At 51.0% G+C, this 24,613-nt stretch carries 26 protein-coding genes, 6 pseudogenes and 1 other annotated feature; of the genes and pseudogenes, 21 read left to right on the forward strand and 11 right to left on the reverse strand.

The annotated features are described in order from the left end of the window. Window positions 1–40 precede the first annotated feature (40 nt). The gene (locus tag ACQGXV_RS29375; RefSeq protein ID WP_440864013.1) at window positions 41–724 is read right to left on the reverse strand and encodes a DDE-type integrase/transposase/recombinase; all 684 of its coding nucleotides are present in this window, start codon (window positions 722–724) and stop codon (window positions 41–43) included. Continuing rightward, window positions 721–1,203, reverse strand: coding sequence for a transposase (locus ACQGXV_RS29380; protein ID WP_440863617.1), 483 nt, complete (start codon window positions 1,201–1,203; stop codon window positions 721–723). The genes ACQGXV_RS29375 and ACQGXV_RS29380 overlap by 4 nt, the downstream gene beginning before the upstream one ends. A gap of 988 nt (window positions 1,204–2,191) precedes the next feature. Here ACQGXV_RS29380 and thrS point away from each other — a divergent pair. The 8 genes from thrS (at window position 2,192) to ihfA (ending at window position 9,444) form a co-directional block, all read left to right on the forward strand. Then, window positions 2,192–4,120: a threonine--tRNA ligase gene (thrS, locus tag ACQGXV_RS29385; RefSeq protein ID WP_440864014.1), complete on the forward strand. Its 1,929-nt coding sequence runs from the start codon at window positions 2,192–2,194 to the stop codon at window positions 4,118–4,120. Window positions 4,121–4,123: 3 nt separating this feature from the next. Continuing rightward, window positions 4,124–4,666: a translation initiation factor IF-3 gene (gene infC / locus ACQGXV_RS29390; protein ID WP_440867685.1), complete on the forward strand. Its 543-nt coding sequence runs from the start codon at window positions 4,124–4,126 to the stop codon at window positions 4,664–4,666. 77 nt (window positions 4,667–4,743) lie between these two features. Continuing rightward, on the forward strand, window positions 4,744–4,941 hold the full coding sequence (rpmI, locus tag ACQGXV_RS29395; protein ID WP_222160781.1) for a 50S ribosomal protein L35: 198 nt from the start codon (window positions 4,744–4,746) through the stop codon (window positions 4,939–4,941). Between the two features lie 42 nt (window positions 4,942–4,983). Beyond that, a complete protein-coding gene (gene rplT, locus ACQGXV_RS29400) occupies window positions 4,984–5,340 on the forward strand; it encodes a 50S ribosomal protein L20 (protein WP_440864015.1) in 357 nt (118 codons plus the stop codon). Between the two features lie 236 nt (window positions 5,341–5,576). Continuing rightward, window positions 5,577–5,701 (forward strand) — a sequence feature (Phe leader region). Continuing rightward, window positions 5,582–5,626: a pheST operon leader peptide PheM gene (gene pheM, locus ACQGXV_RS29405; RefSeq protein ID WP_152473150.1), complete on the forward strand. Its 45-nt coding sequence runs from the start codon at window positions 5,582–5,584 to the stop codon at window positions 5,624–5,626. Its footprint overlaps the feature before it by 45 nt. 55 nt (window positions 5,702–5,756) lie before the next feature. Then, entirely contained in the window at window positions 5,757–6,740 is a 984-nt protein-coding gene (pheS, locus tag ACQGXV_RS29410) for a phenylalanine--tRNA ligase subunit alpha (RefSeq protein ID WP_440864016.1), read from the forward strand. Between the two features lie 15 nt (window positions 6,741–6,755). Further along, on the forward strand, window positions 6,756–9,143 hold the full coding sequence (pheT, locus tag ACQGXV_RS29415; protein WP_440864017.1) for a phenylalanine--tRNA ligase subunit beta: 2,388 nt from the start codon (window positions 6,756–6,758) through the stop codon (window positions 9,141–9,143). A 4-nt stretch (window positions 9,144–9,147) separates the two neighbouring features. Beyond that, entirely contained in the window at window positions 9,148–9,444 is a 297-nt protein-coding gene (gene ihfA, locus ACQGXV_RS29420; protein WP_440864018.1) for an integration host factor subunit alpha, read from the forward strand. A 30-nt stretch (window positions 9,445–9,474) separates the two neighbouring features. On the opposite strand, the gene ACQGXV_RS29425 is transcribed toward ihfA, so the two are convergent. Next, the gene (locus ACQGXV_RS29425; RefSeq protein WP_440864019.1) at window positions 9,475–9,882 is read right to left on the reverse strand and encodes a nitrous oxide-stimulated promoter family protein; all 408 of its coding nucleotides are present in this window, start codon (window positions 9,880–9,882) and stop codon (window positions 9,475–9,477) included. Window positions 9,883–9,944: 62 nt separating this feature from the next. On the opposite strand from ACQGXV_RS29425, the gene ACQGXV_RS29430 reads away from it, so the two are divergent. After that, complete coding sequence (locus tag ACQGXV_RS29430) at window positions 9,945–10,919, forward strand: IS30 family transposase (RefSeq protein ID WP_440862690.1); 975 nt, start codon at window positions 9,945–9,947, stop codon at window positions 10,917–10,919. Between the two features lie 168 nt (window positions 10,920–11,087). Here the strand turns inward: ACQGXV_RS29430 and ACQGXV_RS29435 are convergent. Then, a pseudogene (locus tag ACQGXV_RS29435) lies at window positions 11,088–11,408 on the reverse strand (ABC transporter transmembrane domain-containing protein); the annotation flags it as partial. Window positions 11,409–11,444: 36 nt separating this feature from the next. Between ACQGXV_RS29435 and ACQGXV_RS29440 the strand changes: the two are divergent. After that, window positions 11,445–11,915, forward strand: coding sequence for an IS630 transposase-related protein (locus ACQGXV_RS29440; protein WP_440864020.1), 471 nt, complete (start codon window positions 11,445–11,447; stop codon window positions 11,913–11,915). Continuing rightward, window positions 11,801–12,268 (forward strand): annotated as a pseudogene (locus tag ACQGXV_RS29445) (IS630 family transposase); the annotation flags it as partial. The gene ACQGXV_RS29440 and the pseudogene ACQGXV_RS29445, both read left to right, overlap by 115 nt. Before the next feature lie 89 nt (window positions 12,269–12,357). Here the strand turns inward: ACQGXV_RS29445 and yddG are convergent. The 3 genes and pseudogenes from yddG to ACQGXV_RS29460 form a co-directional block, all read right to left on the reverse strand. Further along, a pseudogene (gene yddG, locus ACQGXV_RS29450) lies at window positions 12,358–13,299 on the reverse strand (aromatic amino acid DMT transporter YddG). A 25-nt stretch (window positions 13,300–13,324) separates the two neighbouring features. Continuing rightward, window positions 13,325–14,149, reverse strand: a complete 825-nt coding sequence (gene nadE, locus ACQGXV_RS29455; protein WP_440864021.1) for an ammonia-dependent NAD(+) synthetase — start codon at window positions 14,147–14,149, stop codon at window positions 13,325–13,327. A gap of 128 nt (window positions 14,150–14,277) precedes the next feature. Further along, window positions 14,278–14,430 (reverse strand): hypothetical protein, encoded by a 153-nt coding sequence (locus tag ACQGXV_RS29460; protein ID WP_440864022.1) that lies wholly within the window; start codon window positions 14,428–14,430, stop codon window positions 14,278–14,280. A 40-nt stretch (window positions 14,431–14,470) separates the two neighbouring features. Between ACQGXV_RS29460 and osmE the strand changes: the two genes are divergently transcribed. Further along, window positions 14,471–14,803, forward strand: coding sequence for an osmotically-inducible lipoprotein OsmE (gene osmE, locus ACQGXV_RS29465; RefSeq protein ID WP_440864023.1), 333 nt, complete (start codon window positions 14,471–14,473; stop codon window positions 14,801–14,803). A gap of 91 nt (window positions 14,804–14,894) precedes the next feature. Here osmE and ACQGXV_RS29470 read toward each other — a convergent pair whose 3' ends face one another. Beyond that, on the reverse strand, window positions 14,895–15,731 hold the full coding sequence (locus ACQGXV_RS29470) for a cation:dicarboxylate symporter family transporter (RefSeq protein ID WP_440864024.1): 837 nt from the start codon (window positions 15,729–15,731) through the stop codon (window positions 14,895–14,897). Window positions 15,732–15,788: 57 nt separating this feature from the next. Here ACQGXV_RS29470 and ACQGXV_RS29475 point away from each other — a divergent pair, with 57 nt between their 5' ends. Beyond that, entirely contained in the window at window positions 15,789–16,688 is a 900-nt protein-coding gene (locus tag ACQGXV_RS29475; RefSeq protein ID WP_440864025.1) for a transposase family protein, read from the forward strand. A gap of 83 nt (window positions 16,689–16,771) precedes the next feature. Here the strand turns inward: ACQGXV_RS29475 and ACQGXV_RS29480 are convergent. After that, window positions 16,772–17,048: pseudogene (locus tag ACQGXV_RS29480) on the reverse strand (cation:dicarboxylate symporter family transporter); the annotation flags it as partial. An 89-nt stretch (window positions 17,049–17,137) separates the two neighbouring features. Here ACQGXV_RS29480 and ACQGXV_RS29485 point away from each other — a divergent pair. After that, window positions 17,138–17,629: a helix-turn-helix domain-containing protein gene (locus tag ACQGXV_RS29485; protein WP_440864026.1), complete on the forward strand. Its 492-nt coding sequence runs from the start codon at window positions 17,138–17,140 to the stop codon at window positions 17,627–17,629. Window positions 17,630–17,726: 97 nt separating this feature from the next. Here the strand turns inward: ACQGXV_RS29485 and ACQGXV_RS29490 are convergent. Beyond that, window positions 17,727–17,882: pseudogene (locus tag ACQGXV_RS29490) on the reverse strand (PAS domain-containing protein); the annotation flags it as partial. 483 nt (window positions 17,883–18,365) lie between these two features. On the opposite strand from ACQGXV_RS29490, the gene ACQGXV_RS29495 reads away from it, so the two are divergent. Together ACQGXV_RS29495 and ACQGXV_RS29500 are read left to right on the forward strand one after the other, a co-directional pair. After that, a complete protein-coding gene (locus ACQGXV_RS29495; RefSeq protein WP_440864027.1) occupies window positions 18,366–20,918 on the forward strand; it encodes a YdbH family protein in 2,553 nt (850 codons plus the stop codon). After that, window positions 20,905–21,243, forward strand: coding sequence for a YnbE family lipoprotein (locus ACQGXV_RS29500; protein ID WP_440864028.1), 339 nt, complete (start codon window positions 20,905–20,907; stop codon window positions 21,241–21,243). Before ACQGXV_RS29495 ends, ACQGXV_RS29500 begins: the two co-directional genes overlap by 14 nt. Window positions 21,244–21,406: 163 nt before the next feature. On the opposite strand, the pseudogene ACQGXV_RS29505 reads toward ACQGXV_RS29500, so the two are convergent. Continuing rightward, window positions 21,407–21,811 (reverse strand): annotated as a pseudogene (locus ACQGXV_RS29505) (NAD(P)H-dependent oxidoreductase); the annotation flags it as partial. Between the two features lie 79 nt (window positions 21,812–21,890). Here ACQGXV_RS29505 and ACQGXV_RS29510 point away from each other — a divergent pair. The 5 genes from ACQGXV_RS29510 (at window position 21,891) to ACQGXV_RS29530 (ending at window position 24,606) form a co-directional block, all read left to right on the forward strand. Next, window positions 21,891–22,130, forward strand: coding sequence for a helix-turn-helix domain-containing protein (locus ACQGXV_RS29510; RefSeq protein WP_440863000.1), 240 nt, complete (start codon window positions 21,891–21,893; stop codon window positions 22,128–22,130). A 67-nt stretch (window positions 22,131–22,197) separates the two neighbouring features. After that, on the forward strand, window positions 22,198–22,980 hold the full coding sequence (locus tag ACQGXV_RS29515) for a transposase family protein (protein WP_440864029.1): 783 nt from the start codon (window positions 22,198–22,200) through the stop codon (window positions 22,978–22,980). Between the two features lie 49 nt (window positions 22,981–23,029). Then, window positions 23,030–24,241, forward strand: a complete 1,212-nt coding sequence (locus ACQGXV_RS29520) for an IS256 family transposase (protein WP_440864030.1) — start codon at window positions 23,030–23,032, stop codon at window positions 24,239–24,241. Continuing rightward, window positions 24,219–24,413, forward strand: a complete 195-nt coding sequence (locus ACQGXV_RS29525) for a hypothetical protein (protein WP_440863855.1) — start codon at window positions 24,219–24,221, stop codon at window positions 24,411–24,413. Before ACQGXV_RS29520 ends, ACQGXV_RS29525 begins: the two co-directional genes overlap by 23 nt. Then, a complete protein-coding gene (locus tag ACQGXV_RS29530; RefSeq protein ID WP_440864031.1) occupies window positions 24,352–24,606 on the forward strand; it encodes a hypothetical protein in 255 nt (84 codons plus the stop codon). Before ACQGXV_RS29525 ends, ACQGXV_RS29530 begins: the two co-directional genes overlap by 62 nt. The last annotated feature ends 7 nt before the right edge of the window (window positions 24,607–24,613 follow it).

Raw genomic sequence — 24,613 nt, forward strand, 5'->3', positions numbered from 1 at the left:
AGGTGTAGCAGAGGGAGTCATCCTGTCGGCTAATTCTGATTTATTCAACAAAGCCCTTCAGCTCCGCAAGCTTCACCTGCAGCACCTGTGACTTCATCGGTGCACCGTTATCCGCATGCAGTACCAGCGGCTCCTGCCAGCAGCGCTCGCTCAGCACCGTTCGCTTCAGCAGTTCTGCTGCATACTCGCCGCTTTCGACCGGGTACACCTCATAACCCACTATTTTGCGACTGAACACATCTTCTATGAGATACAGGTAGAACCAGTGACCCGCCGTCAGCGACTTCAGCCAGGTGATGTCCCACGACCACACCTGGTTCGGCGCGATCGCCTTCCATGTCGACAGCGGCTTACTTTGCGGGGCCTGCTGACGCCCGCGATGACTGACCTCTCCGGCACGGCGCAACACCCGGTAAAACGTCGATTCACTGGCAACGTAACGCCCCTCATCGGCTAGTGCCGGTACGATTTGCGCCGGCGACAGACTGGCGAATCGTGGCTCATGGCAGATGGCCAGCACCTGCTGTTCCTCTTCAGCACTGAGCCTGTTTTTCGGCATCGGCCGTGATGCCGTCGGTCGCCGGTCGTCAGGACTTAGCCGCCAGCGCTGGAACGTCCGCTCGCTAATACCTACAGACCTGCAGGCATCGCTTTGCCGGACGCCGGCAGTGGCAGCCTCCTCCAGCATCTTCATCAGCCGTAACCTGTCGGCTGTGCGCGTCATTCGACCTCGCGTTCTTCGTCGAAGAACGCCTTGAGCTTTTTTTCCAGGATGAGCAGTGCCGCCGCTTCGGCGAGGGCTTTGTCCTTGCGGGCTATTTCACGATTAAGCTGCTGAATTTCTTTTTGCTGTTTCTTTATTAAGGCTCTTTCTGCACGCTGACCTGGCTGCATAAACTCGTCCTTCCACTGCTGAATCTGTTCAGGATAGAGGCCTTTACGGCGACAGTATTCAGCCACAGCATGAGCAGAAAGCGGCGCGGTTTCAACGATAACGGCGAAGCGCGCATCCTGAGACCACTCCAGGTGGAGTTTACTCTCACTGGCTGCCGACTGAGTCGGAATTCCAGCCTGAGACCGCCAGCCATAAAGCGTATTGGCGGGAATGCCTTCCAGGCGGGATATCTGGTAAATAGACTGACTATGCGGCGGCAACATTCTGGCGATCACAGCCGCTTTACGTTCTGGCGAATAGCTTCCCATGAACAGCTTCTCCAGCCCCCTAGATTTTTTTCACTCAGAGGCGACAACTACCCTGACATGGGGGGTAACTAACAAACACATAAACCTAGTTTCTGGCTGTAGCGGGCTTTGTTGAATAATTTAACCGTTTGATTTACATCTTCTTTAGTTAGAATGCATTTACAGAGAATGTATTTTGTTAGAACGACAAATCAAATAGTTAGCACAATAAAAAGCATTCCGAGAGGAAAAATTAGTCGTTGAAATTTTATAATGCTTATATAAATCAGTATCTTAAATTATTCAACAAAGCCGCTGTAGCGTAGATATCCATGACGGTAAACTCGATTATGCAAGCCCAGACACAGCTAACTTCATCACCCGTAATTGGGCGCACGGCTCCCTGCGTAACATCCAGGGCTTTAAGACATATTCATTTGGGCTTGATAACGTTCTTAGCGGTGCAACGATAAACCATGGGTTAGTAGGAGGAACGCCGCCAGTCGTTCGTGGTGCAATTTTTGGGTCATCAGGTGAATATTTTGTGCGCCGAGTTAACGCGACAGCAACAACGATTTCTTTCTACATAACAGATCTTTCAGCTAATACGCCCACGGTGGCATTGCCAGTAAGCTGGGAAGCACGATCATGGTATGAGTTGCCACTCTAGGAGTTGATGACAAGGATGACTATATGATCCCATCAACCAATGTCCGCATCACCTAATTGCGCTTGTTGAAGGGTGGCGCTGGCGTTTCGTACTGTGCCAGGTTGTGACGAGCCAAGGATGGCCCTTTACTTGTTCCTTTAACACGTACCTGATGACGTGTACTATATATACGGACTTATCAGCGGGCTGGGGTAGGTACATTTTGATTGTTGTACATCTTGGTCTACACAGTTTGCAGAGTGAAGCGAACATTACTTCATAACCCGCTGGTAAACTTAAATAATATTGTTTCGTATGTGATCTTTCGTGTGGGTCAGCACTGCGAATAAAGGAACTAGAATGCCTGTTATTACGCTTCCTGATGGAAGTCAGAGTCAATACGATCGTGCCGTTTCTCCTTTTGATGTGGCACTGGATATTGGTCCGGGTCTTGCGAAAGCCTGTATCGCGGGCCGCGTTAACGGTGAACTGGTTGATGCCAGCGATCTGATCGATTCTGATGCACAATTGGCGATTATTACCGCCAAGGATCAAGAGGGGCTGGAGATTTTGCGCCACTCTTGTGCGCATCTGTTGGGGCACGCCATCAAGCAACTGTGGCCTGATACCAAAATGGCGATCGGTCCGGTAATCGATAATGGTTTTTACTATGACGTTGATTTAGATCGTACGCTGACGCAGGAAGATATCGATCTGCTTGAAAAGCGCATGCACGAACTGGCCGACAAAGATTACGACGTTATCAAGAAAAAGGTCAGTTGGCAGGAAGCGCGTGATGTTTTCGCCGCGCGTGGCGAGACCTATAAGGTCGCCATTCTGGATGAAAACATCAGCCACGACGATCGTCCTGGTCTGTATCATCACGAAGAATACATCGACATGTGTCGTGGCCCGCATGTACCCAATATGCGTTTCTGCCATCATTTCAAATTGCAGAAAACCTCGGGTGCCTACTGGCGCGGTGACAGCAAAAACAAAATGTTGCAGCGTATCTACGGTACGGCTTGGGCGGATAAAAAACAGTTGGGCGCCTATTTGCAACGTCTGGAAGAAGCCTCCAAGCGCGATCACCGCAAAATCGGCAAGCAGCTCGACCTGTATCATATGCAGGAAGAAGCGCCAGGCATGGTGTTCTGGCACAACGATGGCTGGACCGTATTCCGGGAACTGGAAGCATTTGTGCGCATGAAGCTCAAAGAGTACCAGTATCAGGAAGTGAAAGGGCCCTTTATGATGGACCGTGTGCTGTGGGAAAAAACCGGGCACTGGGAAAACTACAAAGAAGCCATGTTCACCACTTCCTCAGAGAACCGGGAATATTGCATCAAGCCGATGAACTGCCCGGGGCATGTGCAAATATTCAATCAGGGCTTAAAATCTTATCGCGATTTGCCGCTGCGTATGGCCGAATTCGGCAGTTGCCACCGCAACGAACCGTCAGGCTCCCTGCACGGGTTGATGCGTGTGCGCGGGTTTACTCAGGACGATGCCCATATCTTCTGTACCGAAGAGCAGGTTCGTGCAGAAGTGAATAGCTGTATCAAGATGGTGTACGACATGTACAGCACCTTCGGCTTTGAAAAAATCGTCGTCAAGCTTTCCACGCGCCCTGAAAAACGCATCGGCAGCGATGAGATGTGGGATCGCGCTGAGCACGATTTGGCCGCTGCGCTGACAGAGAACGGGATTCCTTTTGATTATCAGCCGGGTGAAGGGGCGTTCTATGGTCCGAAAATTGAATTTACTTTGCACGATTGTTTGGATCGCGCCTGGCAATGTGGTACGGTGCAGCTCGACTTTTCACTGCCAGGCCGTTTAAACGCCTCTTATGTGGGCGAAAGCAACGAGCGTCAGGTGCCTGTGATGATTCACCGCGCCATATTGGGTTCCATGGAGCGCTTCATCGGTATTCTTACCGAGGAGTTCGCCGGATTCTTCCCAACCTGGTTGGCACCGGTGCAAGCTGTGGTTATGAATATCACCGATGGACAGTCCGAATATGTCAGTGAATTGACACGAAAACTGCAAGATGCAGGTATTCGTGTAAAAGCGGACTTGAGAAATGAGAAAATAGGCTTTAAAATCCGCGAGCACACTTTACGACGTGTTCCATATATGCTTGTTTGCGGTGATAAAGAGGTGGAAGCTGGCAAAGTGGCCGTTCGCACCCGTCGCGGCAAAGATTTGGGAAGCATCGACGTTAACGAAGTGATCAAGCAGCTGCAACAAGAAATTCGCAGCCGTAGTCTTCATCAGTTGGAGGAATAAGGTATAAAAGGCGGAAAACGAGTTCAACCGGCGCGTCCTAATCGCATCAATAGAGAAATTTGCGCGCAAGAGGTACGTCTAACAGGCGTCGATGGCGAGCAGATTGGCATTGTCAGTCTGAATGAAGCGTTAGAGAAAGCCGAAGAAGCAGGTGTTGATTTAGTTGAAATCAGTCCTAACGCCGAGCCGCCGGTTTGCCGAATCATGAATTACGGCAAGTTCCTCTACGAGAAGAGTAAGGCCACCAAGGAACAGAAGAAGAAACAAAAAGTTATCCAGGTTAAGGAAATTAAATTCCGTCCTGGTACCGATGATGGCGACTATCAGGTCAAACTACGCAACCTGATTCGCTTTCTGGAAGACGGTGACAAGGCCAAAATCACCCTGCGTTTTCGCGGACGTGAAATGGCGCACCAACAGATTGGTATCGAAGTGCTTAACCGCGTTCGTGACGATCTGAGTGAACTGGCAGTGGTCGAATCCTTCCCTACGAAGATCGAAGGCCGCCAGATGATCATGGTGCTCGCACCGAAGAAGAAACAGTAAGGCATTCAAGTAATAGAGCCCGTGCGGTGTTCGCCTTAGCTGATTCGTTATATCAACAATGCGGAGTGGAAATTAACATGCCAAAAATCAAAACAGTACGTGGCGCCGCTAAACGCTTTAAAAAGACCGCCAAAGGTGGTTTTAAGCGTAAGCATGCTAACCTGCGTCATATTCTGACCAAAAAAGCGACTAAACGTAAACGTCATCTGCGTCCGAAAGGTATGGTCTCCAAAGGAGATCTGGGCCTCGTGATCGCATGTCTGCCGTACGCATAAGTAACCTTTTTGAATCAAGAATAAGACTTTAGGAGAGAGCATATGGCTCGCGTAAAACGTGGTGTGGTTGCTCGTGCACGTCACAAGAAAATTCTGAAACAAGCGAAAGGTTACTACGGTGCCCGTTCGCGCGTTTATCGTGTTGCCTTCCAGGCAGTAATCAAAGCTGGTCAGTACGCTTACCGCGACCGTCGTCAACGTAAACGTCAATTCCGCCAGCTGTGGATTGCACGTATAAATGCAGCAGCCCGCCAAAATGGCTTCTCTTACAGCAAATTCATCAATGGCCTGAAAAAAGCCTCTGTTGAAATCGACCGTAAGATCCTGGCTGATATCGCCGTATTCGACAAAGTGGCATTCACTGCACTGGTTGAAAAAGCGAAAGCAGCCCTGGCGTAAGCCAGTGGAAAGAGGGAGATTTGCTCCCTCTTTTCGTTTAAGGAGCGGTCAGTGTGTCCTTTATGTCGCATTGAACGATATCCATAACTGTTGTGATTGACTTTTTATCTGCACCGATTTCCAATAAGACCGCGCTGTTGGTAGTAACCTTTTTACTGTAAACGTGTCCGCCGCGAGGTTATTGGCGATAAACATCGACACTGGTGACGCGCAAGCGTATTGACATTAAGGTAACGCAAGTATGAATACTGCTATTTTCCGTTTCTTTTTTTACTTTAGCACCTGATCCCAGGAGGCTTTGCGCGTAAGAAAAGAAACGAAAAATAGCGCTTGAAGCCTCCCCCCGGGAGGCTTTTTTGTTTGCGTTTGGTTCTAATCATGATAACTGGCCATACAGGCAGAAGAAGAGGAATGCAATGCCACATCTCGCAGAGCTGGTAGCGAATGCCAGAACAGCCATAGGCGCGGCTCAGGATATTGTGACGCTGGATAATGTGCGTGTCGAATACCTGGGCAAAAAAGGGCATTTAACCCTGCAAATGACAACGCTACGCGATTTGCCCGCAGACGAACGCCCTGCGGCAGGTGCGGTCATCAACCAGGCGAAGCAGGATGTGCAAGAAGCGCTGAACGTCCGCAAACAAACGTTGGAGTCGGCGGTGCTGAACGCCCGTCTAGCCGAAGAAACCCTCGATGTTTCCCTGCCGGGTCGCACCATGGAAAACGGTGGTTTGCATCCGGTCACGCGCACCATCGATCGTATCGAAACCTTTTTTGGTGAATTGGGTTTCTCGGTAGCCACCGGGCCGGAAATCGAAGATGCCTATTATAACTTCGATGCGCTGAATATCCCGGGGCACCACCCCGCGCGTGCCGATCATGACACTTTCTGGTTTGATGCAACGCGTTTACTGCGTACCCAAACCTCTGGGGTGCAAATTCGCACCATGGAAAAACAGCAGCCGCCGATTCGCATTATCGCACCAGGCCGTGTCTATCGTAACGATTACGACCAAACGCATACGCCGATGTTCCATCAAATGGAAGGGCTGATTGTGGATAAAAACATCAGCTTTACCAACCTGAAAGGCACTCTGCATGATTTCCTGCGTAACTTCTTCGAAGAGGATTTGCAGGTACGTTTCCGCCCGTCCTATTTCCCGTTTACTGAACCGTCCGCAGAAGTGGATGTGATGGGTAAAAACGGGAAATGGCTTGAAGTGCTGGGCTGCGGCATGGTGCACCCTAATGTATTGCGTAACGTGGGTATCGATCCAGATGTGTACTCCGGTTTCGCGTTTGGTATGGGGATGGAGCGTCTGACCATGTTGCGCTATGGCGTAACCGATTTGCGCGCATTCTTCGAAAACGATCTTCGCTTCCTCAAACAGTTTAAGTAAGGCGGGTACAGTATTATGAAATTCAGTGAACATTGGCTGCGCGAGTGGGTTAACCCGGCGATCAGCAGTGACGAACTGTCAGAACAGATTACCATGGCCGGCCTGGAAGTGGATTGCGTTGAGGCAGTTGCAGGGGCGTTTCATGGTGTGGTGGTAGGCGAAGTCGTTGAATGCGGTCAGCATCCTAATGCCGATAAGCTGCGCGTCACCAAAATTAACGTGGGCGGTGAACGTCTGCTGGATATCGTGTGTGGTGCCCCGAACTGCCGTCAAGGGCTGCGCGTTGCTGTTGCAACTATTGGTGCTGTGTTGCCGGGCGATTTCAAAATCAAGGCCGCCAAGCTGCGTGGTGAACCCTCGGAAGGGTTGCTGTGCTCGTTCTCCGAACTGGGCATATCTGAAGACCACAGCGGCATTATCGAATTGCCGCACGACGCGCCGATCGGTACTGACATCCGCGCTTATCTGGGGTTGGATGATAATGCCATCGAAATCAGCGTGACGCCTAACCGCGCCGACTGCTTGAGTATCATTGGCGTGGCCCGTGATGTTGCAGTGCTAAATCAACTGCCGTTGACGGCACCGGACATTACGCCGGTCGCAGCAACGGTGTCCGATACCTTCCCGATCCGTGTAGAAGCGTCAAACGCTTGTCCTCGCTATTTGGGACGCGTGGTGAAGGTGATTGATGTGAAAGCGGCAACGCCGCTGTGGATGCGCGAGAAGCTGCGTCGTTGCGGTATCCGCTCCATCGATGCCGTGGTGGATGTGACCAACTACGTGCTGCTGGAGTTGGGGCAGCCGATGCACGCTTTCGACCGAGATCGTCTGGACGGCGGTATCGTGGTGCGTCTGGCGCAGGAAGGCGAAACCCTGACGCTGCTGGATGGCAATGAAGCAACCTTGAATGCTGATACCCTGGTGATTGCCGATCACAGTAAAGCACTGGCAATGGGCGGTATTTTCGGCGGTGAACACTCTGGCGTTAACGGTGAAACCCGTAACGTGCTGCTTGAATGTGCCTATTTCCATCCGCTGGCGATCACCGGCCGTGCCCGCCGTCACGGCTTGCATACCGATGCCTCGCACCGTTATGAGCGCGGTGTCGATCCTGCGTTGCAGTACAACGCGATGGAGCGTGCGACCAAACTGCTGCTAAGTATTTGCGGCGGTGATGCCGGGCCGGTGATTGATGTGACCTCTGAAACACATTTGCCCACCCGTGCTACGATTACGCTGCGCAGAGAAAAACTGGACCGGTTGATTGGGCATGTCGTTCCCGATGAGCAGGTGAGCGATATCCTGACTCGCCTTGGTTGCAGCGTGGCACGTACTGATGCAGGCTGGACTGCCGTAGCACCGAGCTGGCGTTTTGACATGGAGATTGAAGAAGACTTGGTGGAAGAGGTTGCCCGTGTTTACGGTTACAACAATATTCCCAATATTCCAACCCATACACCGCTGACCATGACATCGCACCGTGAATCGGCGCTTTCGCTTAAGCGCGTGAAAACGCTGCTGGTTGACCGCGGCTATCAGGAAGCGATTACTTACAGCTTTGTCGATCCTAAAGTGCAATCGCTGATTCACCCAGGTGAAGAATCATTGATTCTGCCAAGCCCGATTTCCATTGAAATGTCAGCAATGCGCCTGTCACTGTGGAGCGGCTTGCTCGGTGCGGTGGTTTATAACCAAAACCGCCAGCAGAGTCGCCTGCGCCTCTTTGAAAGCGGTTTAAGATTCGTTCCTGATAGTCAGGATAAACTCGGTATTCGTCAGGACCTTATGTTAGCTGGCGTGATTACTGGGAATCGCTATGATGAGCATTGGGGTCTGGCGCGTCAGACGGTTGACTTCTATGATCTCAAAGGCGATTTGGAAGCGCTGCTGTCACTGACAGGTAAACTTTCGGAAATTGAGTTCAAAGCAGAATCACACCCGGCGTTGCATCCTGGCCAGAGTGCAGCGATTTATCTGGCAGGGGAATCGGTTGGTTTCATTGGTGTAATCCATCCAGAGCTGGAACGTAAACTGGATCTGAATGGCCGTACTGTGGTGTTCGAATTGAGCTGGAACAAGGTCGCAGACCGCGTGGTTCCTGATGCGAGCGAAATTTCTCGCTACCCGTCGAACCGTCGTGACATTGCGGTTGTGGTAGCAGAAAACGTTTCGGCTGGCGAAGTTTTGTCAGAATGTAAGAAAGTTGGCGCAAATCAGTTAGTTGGCGTAAACTTGTTTGACGTGTACCGAGGCAAGGGCGTGGAAGAAGGGTATAAGAGCCTGGCGATCAGTCTGGTATTGCAAGATACCTCTCGTACACTGGCAGAAGAGGATATTGCCGCTACCGTATCACAATGCGTAGAGGCACTAAAACAGCGATTCCAAGCATCCTTGAGGGATTGAACCTATGGCGCTTACTAAAGCTGAAATGTCAGAATACCTGTTTGAAAAGCTTGGGCTGAGTAAACGGGATTCCAAAGAACTCGTCGAACTTTTTTTTGAAGAAGTTCGCCGCGCTCTGGAAAATGGTGAGCAGGTAAAGTTATCGGGGTTTGGTAATTTCGATCTGCGCGACAAGAACCAACGTCCGGGACGTAACCCTAAAACGGGTGAAGATATTCCGATTACGGCGCGACGGGTTGTCACCTTCCGTCCAGGGCAAAAGCTCAAAAGCAGAGTCGAGAACGCCTCTCCCAAAGAGTAGTTCTTACATGCAATTCACAAAAAGGCCGCGTTAGCGGCCTTTTTTTATGCCGTGATGGGTGCAGGCGGTCTGCGGTTGTCGTACCCGCGCCGCGGTTTCCTGCCGTGGCGTATGTGCCGGTACGGTGCGATGATCATCGATTAAATGACGTATCTCCAGAATAGGGTGGTGCAATAACATGCGCGGTCCCGACCAACGCATAATGGCGCGAATCTGCTCGCGTCTGGCCGGTTGATAGCAGTGGATCGGACAATGTTTGCAGGCTGGCTTCTCTTCGCCAAACTGACAGCGCTCAAGGCGATTAGTGGCATAGGCAGAAAGTTGCTGATAGCGTTCGCCGTCCCCCTCGTCTGCGGTATGGTGCTTTTCATACAGATCTATCATCAGCAGAATGGTGCGCAGTTCTCGCAGGCCCCATTCCCAGTCGAAATGCAACAAAGTGACCCACTGGCCAGACCCGGATAAAATCACCGTTCTGGCCCTACTGGAGATCCCGTTGCATGCAGGGAAAACATCTGACTCACAAAGAGCGGTTCTACATCGAAAAACGGCGTGGTGATGGGGTTAACCAGGCCACCATCGCCCGGGAACTGGAGCTTCCTCGTTCTACCATCAGCAGGGAACTCAGACGCAATACCGACGCCGCTTTCAACGGGGTCTATTCCTGCAGAAGGGCCGAAACGTTGGCCAGAGGGCGGCGGCAGAAAACTCGGCCGGACAGCGTGATTAACCAGCTTGAACCGCACATTCAGGACTTTATCAGAACGGCGCTGTCTACCCACACCTCACCTGAGGTCATTAGTGGGCGCCTGGTCCTGGAATTTGGCCTGTCCGTCAGCAAGAACTCGCTCTATCGCTATATCCAGCAGGAGCGCCGGGCCGGCGGTGAGCTGTATCAGCAGCTCCCTCATCGGGGTAAACGGTATAACTATCAGACCGATGAGAACAAACGCGGTCCTATTCCCAACCGTGTTGGCATTGAGCAGCGGCCGGCCGTTGCTGACCTCAAGCAGGAACCCGGGCATTTCGAGATTGACACCATCTTTGGCAAAGATCAGAAATCATTCCTGCTGACGGTGGTCGATAAAGCCGTCAAGCTGGTCATCATTCGCAAACTGCCCAACAAGCGAGCAGAGACAGTGGTAGCGGCCTTCAGGGACATCGTTGCCAATACCTTCTGCGAGTTTAAAACCCTGACTGCTGACAACGGTTCTGAATTTTCCCAGCACGGGGAAATTACAAAAGTCACGGGGGCACCGGTCTACTTTGCCCGGCCATATCATTCCTGGGAACGCGGGTTGAATGAGCATACCAACGGGCTGATACGGCGTTTTTACCCGAAGGGAACGGACTTCAATTATGTCACCCATCGCAAGGTTGCAGCACTCGAACACCTGCTCAATACGCGAGGCCGAAAATCGCTGGGTTATCGTTCTCCAAATGAGGTATTTTTAACGCACTTACAGGCGGCATAATGCCCTACCGTTTTGTTGCGTTTCGACTGGGAATGGGGCCAGACGATATTTTCCCATCGGTTGTCGTGCAACAGTTGGTCTCTCATCCCGTCATCTTTATTCATGTATTTTAAATGCATTTTATTGGGTAAGACACCATGAATGTCAAAAAAGCGGGGAAAAAAGGGAGTAGGTAGGAAAAAGGCGAGAGGCTCTGGCCACCGGACGGAAGAACACTTCAATCAGCAGCAGGAAACCAATAAAGCCACCGTAAGAGAGTTCTCCTTGAATCACATACCATATGCCCGCCAACATGATGATCAGTTGTATTAAGCGCGTGCTAAGGTAGCTCAGCTTCAGGCTAGCGGTCATGATGCGGTAGGCTTGCAGTTTGATGGTGCGATAGTTTTCGTTGTCCTGCGCGAATAGCGCCTTTTCATGAAACTCATTGGCAAACGCCTTAACCACGCGGATACCGCCAATGCTCTCTTCAATGCGTGCATTAAAGTTATAGCTAAACGACTTAATTTTGATTACATTATTTAAATGAGCTATTCAATTGATTTTAGACGTAAAGTGATATCTACACGGAAAAACGAAGGGTTGAGTATCCGAGAAACAGCGAAGCACTTTCGGATTGGCCCTGCCTCTGTATCGCGTTGGATTAATCAAATAGAGTCAAAAGCATCGACCACGCGTCAGCGAAAGATCGATAAATCCGAGTTGATAAAAGATGTTGAACAATATCCAGATGCTTACCAAAAAGAACGTGCAGAGCGTTTTGGCGTTTGTCAGAAGGCCATTTGGCAAGCGCTTAAAAAGCTGGGATTGACCTATAAAAAAAAACTCTACGTCATCCGAAAGCCGACGAAAACGCCCGGCAGGGATTTCAACAAAAAAAACAACAGTATGAAAAAGAAGGTAAACCTATTGTTTTTATTGATGAAAGTGGTTTTTCACACGATGCCCCACGGACTCACGGCTATTCCCCAAAAGGTCAACGGTGTTTTGGCCTGAAGAACTGGGGAGCTAGGGGAAGAACAAATGTTATCGGCGCTTTATTAGGCACAACGCTGTTTGCTATCGGATTATTTGATATCAATATTAACAGCGATGTTTTCTATGCCTGGGTCACACAAGTCCTTATCCCAGTACTCCCTAAAAACAGTGTAATCATGATGGACAATGCCACTTTTCACAAAAAACATAATATTCAACAAGTCATCATCGATGCAGGGTATATGGTGGAGTATTTGCCTACATATTCGCCAGATCTTAACCCAATTGAGCATAAATGGGCACAAGCAAAAAGCAAAAAAAGAGAGATGGGTTGCGATACAGAGAGTTTGTTCTCAGTCCATATGGTGTAATCAAAATTAAGTCGCTTGGCTATAACATACAATACGATGAAATGAGTTAAATAAATGTGAAACGCACTATAAGGGAGTGCGATAAAACCCTACTGTTTTTGTGTCTCGCGCGTTGCCCACCAACAGACCAATGAACCCAGCGTAATCATGGCGACACCCTGCCAAAAGGCCAAATCAGGCACGGTATGCAGCCAGAGGGCGGCGAGCAGCGTTGAGAACACGGGCGTAAAATAAGACGCCGTCGCGAGCAATGTCATATTGCCGCGCTGAATGCCGGTATTTCAGGCAGAGTAGGCGACCGCTGTCGATGCCCCCATAAACAGCAATTCCAGTCCGGTAGTGAGTGAAAACGCCATCGACGGTCTGGCTGAGACGGCGTATTGAATCCACAGCACAACGCTGACCGCAAGAAAGAACAGGGTATTGCCACTTTTCACCCTAGCAAGCCGCTTGGTGATATTGCAATACAGCGCCCAGGAAATGGCTGCTGCAAAGGCCAGGCCGTAGGCCAACGGGTTAGTCAGAATGTTTTGCCACATCACTAATGGCGACCAGTGGCTTTCGCCCTTCATCATCCAGACGATACCGGCCAGCGCGAGCGCGACGCCAATCCATAGCCCAAGGCTGCTTTTTTGTTGATTGATAAAAACCGCAAACAAGAGCGTGAGGCTTGGCCAAAGGTAATTGATCATGCCCATTTCCATTGCCTGAACGCGATTCGCGGCAAAGCCGATGGAGAGTGACAGGAAGATTTCGTAACAGACGAAAAGCAATCCGCCGCCAAACAAATAGCCTTTGGAAAAACCGCGCAGAGACGGGAATCCAGAGAACAGCACCAGACAGAGTGTACAGGTGCTGTATATCATCGCCGCCCCTCCGACAGGGCCGAGGGCTTCGGTTAAACTGCGTAACAGGCCGAGAGAAGTACTCCAGAGCAGAATGGCTAACAGGCCTGCCAGCGTGGCGCGTGTGGGGTCATATCCATGTTGATTATCATTGTTCCAAAAGCAAACGGATGCCGTTTCCGGCATCCGTGCAGCGTCTACTGCCCGCCTATCAGTGCCAGAAATCGTCAAATACAGTAACCGGAGGACGGCGTTTATGTTCGGTCTTTTTATACCAGTTTTCGATAATAGCGGCGCGATCGGCGTCGAGCGTTTTTCCTTCCAGATAGTCATCAATTTCGTTATAGGTGACGCCAAGAGCGGTTTCATCAGGCAAAGAAGGGCGGTTCTCTTCCAGATCGGCTGTCGGGGCTTTGGTGTACAGGTGCTGCGGACAGCCAAGTACCTTCAGTAGCGCTTTTCCTTGCCGTTTATTTAAACGAAAAATAGGATTGATATCCGTGCCGCCGTCGCCGTATTTGGTAAAGAACCCCGTGACGGCTTCTGCCGCATGGTCGGTGCCGACCACCAGACCCGCGTTCATGCCCGCAATGCTGTATTGCGCTTTCATGCGTTCACGCGCCTTTTCATTGCCTTTGACAAAATCGGACAGAGTCACGCCGATGGCAGCCAGGGTGGCTTCACTGGCTTCGACGGCGGGCTTGATGTTCACCGTCAAAACGTTGTCCGGTTGGATGAAGGCGATGGCATCCTGGCAATCGGCCTCATCCGCCTGAATGCCATACGGCAAGCGCACAGCGATAAACTGATAACGCGTATCGCCGGTTTCGCTGCGTAACTCATTGATGGCCGTCTGGCACAGTTTACCGGTCAGTGTGGAATCTTGTCCGCCGCTGATCCCCAGTACTAACGAACGAATGAAGGGATTAGCCTTAAGATAATTCTTTAAAAAATCAACGCTGATGCGAATCTCGGCATCAGGATCGACAGTAGGCTTAACACCCAGTGCCTGGATGATCTCTTGCTGCAATGACATGGTGGCCCCCTTCCTGAACCTGTTGATACTGCGAAATAATTAGCTTGATGGTTAGAGTGTAAAGCTAATCGTCGTGAAGAAAAAGGACAAGCAGTGCGCGCGTATTTTTCGTTTTATAGCCAACCGACTTAAAAATGATTACATCCTATGCCCTGATATGCGGCAAAGAAGCATAGCTGGCTGTTATCAAAATAATGTCGCTTGGCTATATTGGCGCAATAAGGGGCAGCGAGACGATAAAATGTGGTCGAATACTGATTTGAAAAATTGCAGCGAGCCATCTAGCCTTGTCAGTGACCCATTAATGAATGAGGTAATAACATGAAAAATAATCAACTACTGGTATGTCTTGATGCTGCGGGGGCTCTCCTTCTCTCTGGGTGTTCAGCCTACAATCGTGCAGAAAGTAGCTTTACCGAGCCGGTGGTTAAAGAGGTCAAGGCCGGACAGACCAAACAGCAAGTGCTTCAAATTGCCGGCACGCCTGCGTCAGAAGTACGGTTGAAAAACGCCAGAGGCACCTGCTTTAACTACCTGTTGAAAAACCGTGATGGGACGGCGCAGAACTATTTCGTGAGTTTTAACGACCGTGGACAGGTGTTGAACAAAGGTTTCCAAAGCTGCGAGGCCTATGACACCAATCCCCAACGGTAATGGTATTTTGCGTATATAACCGTCTGCATAAACAAAAACCGGCAGGGTAGACCTGCCGGTTTTTTTATGCCGCAATGCATTCACCTGGCTATCAGGTGTGGGATGCGTTCAACACGGACTCATCGTCGGCCGCAAAACGGGCCTTGTCGGTTTGTTGCAGTAACTGGCTGGTTACCGTGCCTGCCGTCATTGAACCGCTCACATTGAGCGCTGTACGTCCCATATCAATCAACGGCTCGATAGAGATCAGCAGTGCGACCAGCGTTACCGGCAATCCCATGGCGTGCAGAACGAACAGTGCAGCGAACGTCGCACCGCCGCCTACGCCTGCGACGCCGGCAGAACTGATGGTCACAATACCCACTAGCGTGGCAATCCACACCGGGTCCAGCGGATTGATACCGACGGTAGGCGCGACCATGACTGCGAGCATAGCGGGATAGAGCCCGGCACAGCCGTTTTGCCCAATGGTGGTGCCAAAGGACGCGGCAAAGCTGGCGATAGATTCCGGCACGCCGATGCGGCGCGTTTGCGCCTCTATGCTGAGCGGAATGGTGGCTGCGCTCGAACGACTGGTAAAAGCAAATCTCAGCACTGGGGCAATTTTTCGAAAGAAACGCAGTGGGTTGATACCCGTTGAGGCTAACAGCACACCATGAACCACAAACATGATGCCAAGGCCAAGGTAAGAGGCGACGACAAAGCTACCCAGCTTGATGATATCCTGCAAATTCGACGTTGCGACCATCTTGGTCATCAGCGCCAACACACCGTAGGGCGTCAGTTTCATCACCAGGCGAACCAACTTCATCACCCAGGATTGCAGCGTATCGATCGCCGCCAAGACGCGTTCACCCTTGGCCGCATCATCGCGATGAAGTTGCAGTGCCGCAATACCGAAAACTAGTTGCTGAATAGAGACTTGCATTTTTTGTCAGGCTATTGAGAATAAAAAGAGGTTTAACTTAGAGAATAAAGGTTTGAAATGATCAACAAAGAGCGGTTGTTACGAGATAATCGTTTATGTAAAGCAATCATTGGATTATCAGTCGAAGAATTGAAAAATTTAGCCGCTGAATTTTCAGCTTGTTATTTGATTTATCGGCAAAAGAATCGAAAAGATTACGAGCGGCAGATGGGTGGAGGGCAGAAAGGATTTATCCCAACCCCATTAGATAAACTGCTTTTTATTTTATTGTATTTAAAATGTTATCCGACCTATGATTTGCAAGGACTTCTTTTTGGTTTAGATAGAAAACGGGTATGTCGCTGGGTAAAAATATTATTGCCGGTTTTAGAGATGACCTTGGGGCGAGAATGTGTTTTGCCCGCTCGTCAAATTCGCTCTGCTGAGGAATTTTTTCGCGCCTTTCCTGGAGTTAAAGACGTCTTTATTGATGGGACAGAGCGACCTGTCCAAAAGCCTAAGAATCTGCGTCGGCGAAAAAAAATGTATTCGGGAAAGAAAAGACAGACCACTCGAAAAGGGCTTATTATGACTGACGAAACAAGGCAAATTGGATTTATCCCCATGAGCAAAAATGGGCGCCGTCACGATAAACGCTTACTCGATAAAGTCGATATAATTCGCCATATTCCTCCTGAGGTAACCATCTGGGCAGATACCGGTTTTCAAGGTATAGATAAACAGCATCCTAATACACAAATCCCAAAAAAAGGAACTCGAAAAAGACCTTTATCGCCTGAACAAAAACAAGAAAATAAAATAATCTCGGGCATCCGTATTACAGTTGAACACGCCATCGCGGGTATCAAGCGCCTCGGTTGCATGACCCAAATTTTACGGAATCGTAGACCCTTTATTGATGATACCTTCTTACTCCTTAGCGCCGGTCTTTGGAATTTCCATCTCAGAACAGCGTAAAATTTACTTCAATCACCGAAACACCCTTATTTCACTATTAAGCAACACGCTTCGAGCAGCGCGGCGAAGATTACCGTACTGATAATTGACGTGGGATTAGCGCCGATCAGCGCTGCGATCAGGGTGGTTAACAGCAGGGTACCCAGTGTTAGTACGCTGATTTTTCCTAATGATGATGTGCAGCTTGGCAACCGAATTCAAAATTGAAACGAAAACCAACTGCATAACAATCATTTGTAACAGTCGAACGTAACCGTTACCCACGATGTTAAACCAGGCAACGGAAGTCTTGATGACCGGATTGTTGCCGCCATACACCAGATGCAGCGCAAAGCCGAACAGTACGCCGATAACTAGACCGCCCCATTCCCACTCGAAACGCAACAAAGTGACCCACTGGCCAGAGTCGGATAAAATCACCGTTCTGGCCCTACTGGAGATCCCGTTGCATGCAGGGAAAACATCTGACTCACAAAGAACGGTTCTACATCGAAAAGCGGCGTGGTGATGGGGTTAACCAGGCCACCATCGCCCGGGAACTGGAGCTTCCTCGTTCTACCATCAGCAGGGAACTCAGACGCAATACCGACGCCGCTTTCAACGGGGTCTATTCCTGCAGAAGGGCCGAAACGTTGGCCAGAGGGCGGCGGCGCGCATCGCCTGCTGCAAAATGTGCGCGAGGGGCGCGGCTACCTGACGAACCAGTAATTCGCAGCCCGCGATGGAACTGGCGGCAAGCAGCCCCAGCCATAAGGGCGCTGAGGGGGTTGCGTGAAGGGCTGCGCCGGCCAGCGATAGGGGCAACAGGCTACACAGCAGAAAGCAGATACGGATACGCCAGCGTAAGGGTAAGGTTTTTGTCAGGTTTAACCATCCCCACAGGCCACGATAGACTAGCAGACCTTGAAAAAAGGTTTGGCGTGTCAGTTTACCGCGGTTGACCCGGTCATAGAGGGCTTCAGCCTGGGCAATTTCCTCTTGGGTGGCGGCAATCCGTACAGACATATAGCCCGTAAGCCGATCGCCCTTTTTTAATGGTGTGGTACTCGACTTTACCCAGTAGAATTCGCCATTTTTTCGACGATTTTTGACGATGCCCGTCCAGATTTTGCCCTTCTTTAGGGTGTTCCACATATCCGCGAACGCGGATGGCGGCATATGCGGGTGTCGGATAATATTATGAGGCTCCCCCATCAGTTCCTCGGCGTGGTAGCCGCTTACCTGGATAAAATCTTATTAGCGCAGGTAATAAAGCTGCCGGGTGTGGTCACAGACATAAGCCGTGTCTCAGCGTCCAATGGATAGCGCTGCGAGAGGATAGGAAGATTTTTGCGCATGACGTAGTCCTTTAAATACAAATTCCGGGTACAGCGTGGTTAAAACAAGAAACGCATAACGTAACCTGCATGCCGTAGCCCGTGGCCTTGGCACTTCTAGGGTTATCAAGGTGCCTTAAGCCTGCGATTATTTTGGTGCTAAAGCATTGCAGCTTTTGTGCGTAAGTAAACATTTTATCACTAATTCGTAAGTAATATGTGAGCTGAATGGTGCAAAGCATGACTGAATAGGTTAATGAATGTTAGTAATAAAGAAGTGTGCACAGTTCTGCACAGGCGAAACAAACTGCTGCCGATCGGATGAGTAATGAGAAAGTGTCTGTTTGCCGCAGGGAGCGCGATGCTGCTTGCGTTGGTAATTTGGTATACCTCACCTCAGTGGCTGACCGCTGCGGCGAGAAGCGTATTGCCTGAAGGTGCCTCCTTTACGTTGAAATCGCGCCCTGTCTGGCACCAGGGCGTGAGTACGGCGGGCGTACGCATTACGATGGGGGACTGTGTGCTACTGGATGTTGATAACATCCAGCTTATGCGCGCGCAGCAGCGCTGGCGCGTGGACATTGACCGCTTTACACTAGACACCGCCTGCCTGCCCGCGTCCTCCACTGACGCCGCAGACGCCGAGCCCGCGTTACTGGCACAGTGGCAAGCGCGCCTGTTCGCTGCCGACATCAACATCGGCCGCCTGGCGGTTTTGCCGTGGGACAGCTATGCCGGGCAGGTACATCTGGTGATTGACCGCCAGCAGCAATCCCTGCGCTACCAAAGTGAACTGTTATCACTGACGGCAAAAGTGGAAGATGCGCATTTTACGCTGGAGAGTGCGACGTTCTCTGCACCCGATGTCGCTTCTCGTCTGGTGCTGCGAGGTGAGGCCGATCTGGCGGAGAGCGTGTCGCATCCGCCGTTGCGTGGCGCGTTGCAAGGGCGAATGGAAAGCAGCAGTATCCCCGATCCGCTGACGTTGGCGCTTAACTGGCAGGGAACGCACGGCGTTCTGCGTTTAGAGGCGCAACATGACAGCGCGCCGCTGGTGTCGCTGCCGTGGAAAATGAGCCCAGATCGTATCGATATTGAAAACGGCGTCTGGCGTTGGCCTTACGCCGCGCAGCCCTTGTCCGGTAATGTCTCAATGACGCTGCATGACTGGCGCGATGGCTGGCAGCAAACGCGCATTGATGCGCGTCTGAATATGCTGACGCAAGGGCATAACGGCCGGGCAAACGCGGTGTTGGTGCTGGGACCTGGCCGACTGGGACTGATTGACAGCGCTTTACGCTTCCAACTTACCGGGCAGGCTAATCTGGCCGATATCTCGTTGAGTGCTACCACTCCCGGCGAGATCCGCGGTTCTGTTATCAATCCCACCCTGGCGCTGCTACCGGGATCGCTACTGCGTGCCTGGGGACGGCCCTCGGCGCAGACGGTGCTGGAGGAAGCGCGCTGGCCGCTGGCTGGCCTGCGACTGAATGCCAACGGCGTAAATGGCCGGTTACAGGCAATCGTGCGCGCGCAGGATCGCTACTGGGGGCGCATCGCACTGCACCTCGATGGACAGGCGCAAGATTTCTGGCCGGACAATGGCCGCTGGCAGTGGCGCTATTGGGGAGAAGGGCGGCTGCCGCCGCTCGGAAGCCAGTGGGATGTTGCCGGGCAAGGACGCTGGGAAGATTCACTTATCACGGTTGAGCAACTCTCCAGCGGGTTGGATCAGTTGCGCTATGGCCGCGTGCTGGCGCACCAACCGCGCTTAACCCTGACCGCACCCTTGCAGTGGCAGCGTAAAGTGGGGGAGGCGCATTTTGCCGGCGCATTGCGCCTGACCTCGCAGCGGGTTGACCTGGGGGAAGGTGGATACCTTCCTCCTTCACAGCTGCTGTTTAGCGTTGAGGGCCGCAGCCCATCGAACTTTCAATGGCAGGGCGATCTTAATGCCGAAGCGATCGGCCCGGTAGCGCTGCGTGGCCGCTGGGACGGTGAGCGTCTGCGCGGTATGGGGTGGTGGGCGGCGCAGCCGTTAACCGTGTTTCAGCCACTGTTATCACCGAAACTGAACGTCAACGTCCGTTCGGGGGAATTTTATGCGCAGGTGGCCTTTTCAGCCGCTCGCCAGCAGGGCTTCAGTGCCGGTGGGCACTGGGTGGTGAAAAATGGCAGCGCCTGGTTGCCGGATGGGGAAGTGCGCGGCGTCAATTTTGTTTTACCGTATCGTTTTGCGCAGCACCGATGGGAATTCGGTGTCAGGCACCCCGTCACACTGCATATCGACAAACTGGTCAGCGTCTTCACCATGCAGGATATCCATCTTGCATTGCAAGGCGCTTATCCTTTCGGTGAGGATCACCCTCTGATTTTATCCCAGGCGGAGATGGGGGGACTGGGGGGGCGAGTCAGTCTATCTGCGCTGCGCTGGCCGTTGCGCGATCCGGTATTGTTTACCGTCGAAGGGGTCGACCTGAGTGAGCTGGTGACTGCGCTAAAGATAAAGCAGTTTGCCCTTTCAGGAAAAATGAGCGGCGTGCTGCCGTTGGATTTCACCAATCCGAACAAGATGATCACGCGTGGGCAGTTGCGTAACGACAAGTCACTCACGCTGCGTCTTGATCAACAATTGGCTGATGAACTGGCGCAACGTAACATGGCGCAAGGTGCCGTAGTGAACTGGCTGCGCTATCTGGAAATCAGCCGTGCTTATGCCTCTGTGGATATGACGCCACAAGGTGAAATGACGCTTTTGGCGCATATCGAAGGCAAGAACTCGACGCGCAGCATGCAAAAACCGGTCATACTTAACTACCGCCACTGGCAGGATCTGAGCCAGCTTTGGCAAAGCCTGCGCTTTGGCGGCACCGTGCAGGACACACTAGAGCAACGAGCCAATGAACAAGAATAACGTCAGGAAGTTAGGCAGTGAGCACCCGCGGCGTCCTTCCGCCAGCGCCCCTTACGTAGCGGCAAGCCTACTGACGGTGCTGCTGGCAGGCTGTGTGCCGCGCATTGAGGTGGCCGCGCCTACCACACCGATCACTATCAACATGAACGTCAGGGTGGAGCACGACATCACCATTCGTGCCGATAAGGACGCGACGCGGCTGCTGGAATCCGGTAATAACACGGCGGCGGACGCGGTGAGTGAAGGCGAAAGTCGGGTGGAAACCACAACCCGAGAGCAGACGGTTGTCACTACGCCTGCGGCAACAGCGGCGCAGGGGCACTGAAAGCAAAAAAAAGCGCGTCGAAAGACGCGCAGTGGCTAACCAAACACACAATATTGAGACAGGGTAGTAATGATGAATCTGGGTCCTGATGGCGTATACGCCACCAGGGAGCGGCTCGCTGGGGTTATGCAACCGCCAGTGAAGAGAGCTGTGCTTTTGCCGTTTAGGTCGCTTTCTGAGCAACGTCTGGGCCGTAGCCGTAGCCTTCTGCGAACACAAATTCCACGTTGGTAATACCGATAAAGCACAAGAACAGACGCAGGTACGGTTCCAACAGGTCAGACGGAGTGCCTTTGTGAATGCCGCCACGGCTGGTCAGTACGATAGCGCGCTTGCCTTTCACCAGGCCTTGCGGACCCTGTTCGGTGTAGCGGAACGTCACGCCGGCACGGGCAACTAGGTCAAAATAGTTCTTCAATTGGGTTGGTATGTTGAAGTTGTACCTCGGTGCAGCCAGTACCACCACGTCATGCGCCTGCAATTCGGCAATCAGGGTATCAGACAGTGCCAGTGCTTCTTGTTGGCGCGGTGTCAGCGGCGCATCGGAAGGACGCAGTAGCCCCATTACCACTCGAAACGCAACAAAGTGACCCACTTGCCAGAGTCGGATAAAATCACCGTTCTGGCCATACTGGAGAGCCTGTTGCATGCAGGGAAAACATCTGACTCAGAAAGAACGGTTCTACATCGAAAAGCGGCGTGGTGAAGGTGTCAACCAAGCTACCATCGCCAGAGAGCTTGCTCTGCCTCGCTCGACCATCAGCAGGGAACTCAGACGCAATACCGACCCTACTTTCAATGGTGTCTACTGCTGTAGAAGGGCGGACACTCTGGCCCGGGAACGCCGTCATAAGCCTCTGCCAAACAATAAACTAGTTGCTGAATAGAGACTTGCATTTTTTGTCAGGCTATTGAGAATAAAAAGAGGTTTAACTTAGAGAATAAAGGTTTGAAATGATCAACAAAGAGCGGTTGTTACGAGATAATCGTTTATGTAAAGCAATCATTGGATTATCAGTCGAAGAATTGAAAAATTTAGCCGCTGAATTTTCAGCTTGTTATTTGATTTATCGGAAAAAGAATCGAAAAGATCACGAGCGGCAGATGGGTGCAGGGCAGAAAGGATTTATCCCAACCCCATTAGATAAACTGCTTTTTATTTTATTGTATTTAAAATGTTATCCGACCTATGATTTGCAAGGACTTCTTTTTGGTTTAGATAGAACACGGGTATGTCGCTGGGTAAAAATATTATTGCCGGTTTTAGAGATGACCTTGGGGCGAGAATGTGTTTTGCCCGCTCGTCAAATTCGCTCTGCTGAGGAATTTTTTCGCGCCTTTCCTGGAGTTAAAGACGTCTTTATTGATGGGACAGAGCGACCTGTCCAAAAGCCTAAGAATCTGCGTCGGCGAAAAAAAATGTATTCGGGAAAGAAAAGACAGACCACTCGAAAAGGGCTTATTATTACTGACGAAACAAGGCAAATTGGATTTATCCCCATGAGCAAAAATGGGCGCCGTCACGATAAACGCTTACTCGATAAAGTCGATATAATTCGCCATATTCCTCCTGAGGTAACCATCTGGGCAGATACCGGTTTTCAAGGTATAGATAAACAGCATCCTAATACACAAATCCCAAAAAAAGGAACTCGAAAAAGACCTTTATCGCCTGAACAAAAACAAGAAAATAAAATAATCTCGGGCATCCGTATTACAGTTGAACAGAGAGTGTAAAAAGATCTGTGTAAATGGCATTTTGAGGAAAACCTTCAGAGGACAAAAAATGCCTATCAGCAACGAACTTATTGACCAACTGCTTCAGGATTGCCACTCCCCTCAGGAGCTTCTGGGTGAATCAGGCCTACTCAAGGAGCTGACTAAAAGACTGGCGGAACGGGTTCTTGAAGCTGAGATGGAGATACACCTTGGGTATGCTAAGCATGACCCGGCTGGTAATAATTCAGGCAACTCCCGCAATGGCAAGACATCCAAGAGCGTACGTAGCCAAAATGGGGCGCTCGAGCTCGATATTCCGCGCGACCGCAACAGTACCTTCGAGCCGACACTGATCGGTAAGAACGAAAAACAGCTTAACGGCTTCGATGACCGCATTATTTCTCTCTATTCCAGAGGGTTATCAACCCGTGATATTCAGGCACACTTTAAAGAAGTCTACGGGGTCGATGTTTCCGCTGGCTTCATTTCTCAAGTGACCAATGCTGTGATGGATGACGTTAAGCGCTGGCAGCAACGGCCGCTGGATGCGCTTTATCCCATTGTTTACCTTGACTGTATTGTTGTCAAAAGCCAGGACGGCGGAGCCGTGGCCAACAAGTCTGTTTATCTGGCCCTCGGCGTCAACGGCCAGGGCGAAAAAGAGCTGCTGGGGCTATGGATAGCCAAAACTGAGGGGGCCAAGTTCTGGTTATCTGTGATGACAGAACTGAAAAATCGTGGGCTAAAGGACATCTTCGTCGCCTGCTGCGATGGCCTGAAAGGCTTTCCTGATGCCATTGAAGCTGTTTACCCGCATACGCGGGTACAGCTCTGCATTGTGCATCAGGTGCGGAACTCGCTGCGCTACGTCGGCTGGAAAGAGCGTAAGGCGGTTGCTGCTGACCTGCGCACCATCTATAGTTCCGCAACGCTAGAGGGCGCTGAAGAGGCCCTGGATGCCTTCGCGGCCAAATGGGATGAGCAGTTCCCGACGATCAGCCCGTCGTGGAGAAATAATTGGGAACGTCTCATCGTCATTTTTGACTTTCCGCCGGAGATCCGCAAGGTTATCTACACCACCAACGCAATAGAGTCGTTAAATGCTTCATTGCGCAAGATAACGAAAACGCGACGAATATTTCCAACGGATGACTCGGTGATAAAATTACTCTATCTAGCCTTGCATAATATCTCTGCTAAATGGACCTTGCCAATCAGAGACTGGAAACCTGCTATGAGCCAATTCATGTTGATGTATGGAGAACGAATCTCCGGTTAAGCAATGGAGCCATTTACACAAAATTCTTTACAGACTCGTTGAACACGCCATCGCGGGTATCAAGCGCCTCGGTTGCATGACCCAAATTTTACGGAATCGTAGACCCTTTATTGATGATACCTTCTTACTCCTTAGCGCCGGTCTTTGGAATTTCCATCTCAGAACAGCGTAAAATTTACTTCAATCACCGAAACACCCTTATTTCACTATTAAGCAACACGCTTAATGCTTTTTACCCGTTGGAGCCACACATTCAGAACTTCATCAGGCAGGCGCTTTCCACTCACTCTTCACCTGAAATTATCAGTGGCCGTTTGCACCTGGAATTCGGTATATCTGTCAGCAAGAATACGCTATATAGCTAAACGACTT

Origin of the sequence: Symbiopectobacterium purcellii (genome assembly GCF_052050035.1) — a bacterium.
In the GTDB taxonomy this organism is placed as follows: Bacteria; Pseudomonadota; Gammaproteobacteria; order Enterobacterales; family Enterobacteriaceae; genus Symbiopectobacterium; species Symbiopectobacterium purcellii_A.